Raw genomic sequence first — 544 nt, 5'->3', positions numbered from 1 at the left:
GGACGTTTTACAGTATTTACTGCCTTTATATAATCGTATCGATAACAGTGTGTGTAAGGTCTCATGCACTTCTTATACATAGATGTGACAAAATATTACACATAGACAGAACTTGCTTGCGATAATAATGACGAGTGTGAATAACACCTAACAAGCTGTTTAATGTTTGGTATCTTGTGAACTTATACGACTGTCAGATATAACTGCTTTTGATTCTTTACAAAAACGTTATAATCGTTAACTGTACTAAACCCTAATATGTCGCATATCAATCATATTAATAGCGTGTTTTTAGAGGAAAAATTCTAGAATACAACAGAGTACAATGAATAAATTTAACTTAAGAGGGAATATTATGCGTAATAAATTAATGATTGCAGCAGTAGCATCAGGTCTAGCATTGAGCGGTTGTACCACTGATCCAAACACTGGACAACAGCGTTTGAATAAAACGGCTTTGGGTACTTTAGTTGGTGCAGCAGGTGGTGCGACAATCTCAAAGGCTACTGGTGGCGATAAGACTGGTCGTGATGCTGCTATCGGT

1 pseudogene is annotated in these 544 nt (G+C 36.6%); it reads left to right on the top strand.

Annotated features, from left to right (window positions below):
- Window positions 1-355: 355 nt before the first annotated feature.
- Window positions 356-544, top strand: a pseudogene (locus ACS8FD_RS23835) (OmpA family protein); the annotation flags it as partial.

The sequence above is a fragment of the Psychrobacter sp. 1U2 genome (assembly GCF_051847575.1).
This window is presented reverse-complemented; position numbering and strand designations above follow the sequence as displayed.